Origin of the sequence: uncultured Campylobacter sp. (assembly GCF_938030685.1) — a bacterium.
GTDB lineage: Bacteria > Campylobacterota > Campylobacteria > Campylobacterales > Campylobacteraceae > Campylobacter_B.
Genome location: NZ_CALHHX010000135.1, coordinates 1 through 2,855 on the forward strand (window position 1 = coordinate 1; position 2,855 = coordinate 2,855).

The window sequence follows — 2,855 nt, forward strand, 5'->3', positions numbered from 1 at the left end:
AGGGTTCAGACGGCGATAATCTCGGCACCATAAACGTCACGGGCAAGGCCGATCTATTGACAACCGAAGGCACCGGTATGTATACGACCGATAATATGAATACCGCTACGGGCCTTGATCTAAGCATCCGCCAGACGCCTCAAACCGTTTCCGTCGTACCCGATCAGCTCATAAAGGATTTGAGCCTTACCAAGGTCGACGAAGCGCTAAATTACGTACCGGGTATTACCGCTACTAGCAGATTCGGTATGAGTTTGCCGATTTCAAGGGGATTTAACATCGATAATATCCAAGAGGACGGCATGCAATCCACGACTGCGCTTGCGGCGCAGGGGCTTTACGGGCAGTCTAAGGAGCACACGGATTTGGCGTTTTACGACCGCGTCGAAGTTTTACGCGGCGTCGCGGGTCTTACGCAGAGCAACGGCGAGCCCGGCGGAACTATAAATTTAGTAAGAAAGCGTCCTCAAAAGGAGCTCGGAGCGAATTTATCGCTAAGTGCGGGCAGTTATGATTATTATCGCGGCAGCGTGGACGTGACGGGCGGCTTAAACGAAAGCGGCTCGCTCCGAGGACGGCTCATCGGCGTAAGCGGCAAGGAGGGCTCCTTTAGAGATTTGCAAAATACCGAACGCGGCGCGGCATCGGCGATGGTGGGAGCTGATCTCGGAGATTTTAGCGAAATTTTAGCCGGTGTGATCTATCAAAAGACAAGAAGCGTTTATGATCCTTTCGGCATTCCTGTAGTGGGCAAGGACGGCAACGCGTTAAATTTAAGCAAAAGAACGACCTTTATATCGGATTGGAGCAGGTCGGTTTATGAAAAATATAATACGTTTTTGGAACTAAATCATAAATTTAGCGATAATATCAAGGCTTACGCCAAACTAAACTATACTCACAGCGAGAGCTTGTTGAAATTCGGCGGCTGGCACGGAGTGGGCAGGGATCCTGCGAGCAGATACATAGGCTATGACAGATACGACAACGGCAGTAAAGAGTTAAGCTTTCAAGTAGGTAGCGATATAAACTATGAGCTGTTCGGACAGAGCCATGATTTTTTTATAAACGCCACCGCGTCGAAGGAGAGATTCACGCAGCACGATAGAGACGTTTACGGCGGCGCAGCGGGATTGACGTATGAGAGCTTTAATAAGGGGCTTATAAACAACGAGCCTAATTGGAATGATACGACCGCGTTATGCGCGCTTGGAACCCGCTGCTACAATCTTTACTACACGACTAAAATTTATCAGCAGATGGTTGCGATGGGCACGAGATATAATTTTAACGATGATTGGCATCTGCTCGTAGGCGGCAGATATTCAAGGCTAAAGCGAGAAAGCGCTACGGATAACTATCGCACGGGCCGCCACAGCGAAGACGATATCGTTAAAAAACACAAGATCACGCCTTACGTAGGGCTTACGTGGGATTTTTCGAGAGATCATTCGCTATATGCGAGCTATGCCGAAATTTATAAACCTCAAACCGCTAGGGATAGAAACGAAAAAATTCTAGAGCCGATCGTAGGCTATAACGCCGAAGTGGGCGTGAAGTCGGAATTTTTCGACGGCGCGCTAAATACGACCATGGCTTTCTTTCAGATCATGCAGGAAAATAGAGCCGTCACCGACTACGATTATTACGACGCTACGGGTCTAAGCAGATCGGTAGCTAGCGGCAAAGTCAGATCCAGAGGCTTTGACATAGAAGCAAACGGTGCAATTACCGACGAGTGGAAAGTATTCGGAGGCTACACCTACAATAAAAGCGAGTATATGAAGGACGAGAGGCGTTTTGCGGCGCTAAGCAACGTCGATTACCGCAAGGGTGCCAATGCCAAGCCTTGGATCCCTAAGCGTATGTTTAAGCTCTACAGCAGCTACGAAATTCCGCTCGTAGCGCAGCAAAAGATCACTTTGGGCGCCGGATTTCGCTATCAGAGCAAGACCGACAACCAATATACCAGGCGCAGTATCTCGACGGGCGCTTATTACCCCGCTAACGACATCCCCGTACAGGGCGGCTACACGATATGGGACGCCAACGCTGCGTATGAATACAATGAGCATTTTAGTTTAAATTTATCGGTAAAAAACATAACCGACAAGCGCTACTTTATCAATCAAAATAACAGAGTAGCGGGACAAAACAACTACTACGGCGAGCCGCGGAATTTTATGCTGACGTTTAATTATAAATATTAAGGCGCCGTTTTGCTCAAAGTCTGCCCGCGCCTTGCTTTGGGCGGGATGCATAAAATTTGCGAGTAAGTCGTATTCGCAAAGCTTTATGCTCTCAGATCGCGCGGGTTGGCGTCGGCGCGAGCGCAGCGGGGCTTGCATGAAGGTATGAGTTGATCGGCGCTCATTAAGCTTGAGCAATCCGGTGCGCCGAAGTCTGCAGACGGTCTTTGCGCGAATAACGAGAGCGCGATTAAATTTTGCATTCGTTCGCGCGGATTTTGTACTTGCAAAGCTGCGAGTGGAGCGAGCACGCAAAGGCGCGTGAGCTAAATTTATCGCAATCCGCGCATAGCGAGGCGGGTAAAATTTGAACGAAGCCGCGGGATTAAAATTTAACTTGCGATTTGGTTGATTAGCGATTGATTAGCGCGGACGATTGCAGGCGATGCGGGCAGGGGCGATAAATTTAATTTCGCGAAATTCCAAGCGAATTAAACGCGCAGACTTGCGAGCATAAAATCCGCTCGCGAGCTTGCGGGATCAAATTTAATCCCGCGATTTCGCTGTAATCGGCGCTAAATTTTAAAATTTAAAGAGAAAATTTGAAAACGCTAAAGCAATTTTTTGAAATTCTACGTCCGCACTGGTTCGGCAAGGGCGCGGCGA

At 48.7% G+C, this 2,855-nt stretch carries 1 protein-coding gene; it reads left to right on the forward strand.

The features are described 5' to 3' along the window. On the forward strand, window positions 1–2,210 hold a 2,210-nt coding region (locus Q0369_RS06280; protein WP_298097470.1), incomplete at its 5' end, for a TonB-dependent siderophore receptor. Window positions 2,211–2,855: the final 645 nt, after the last annotated feature.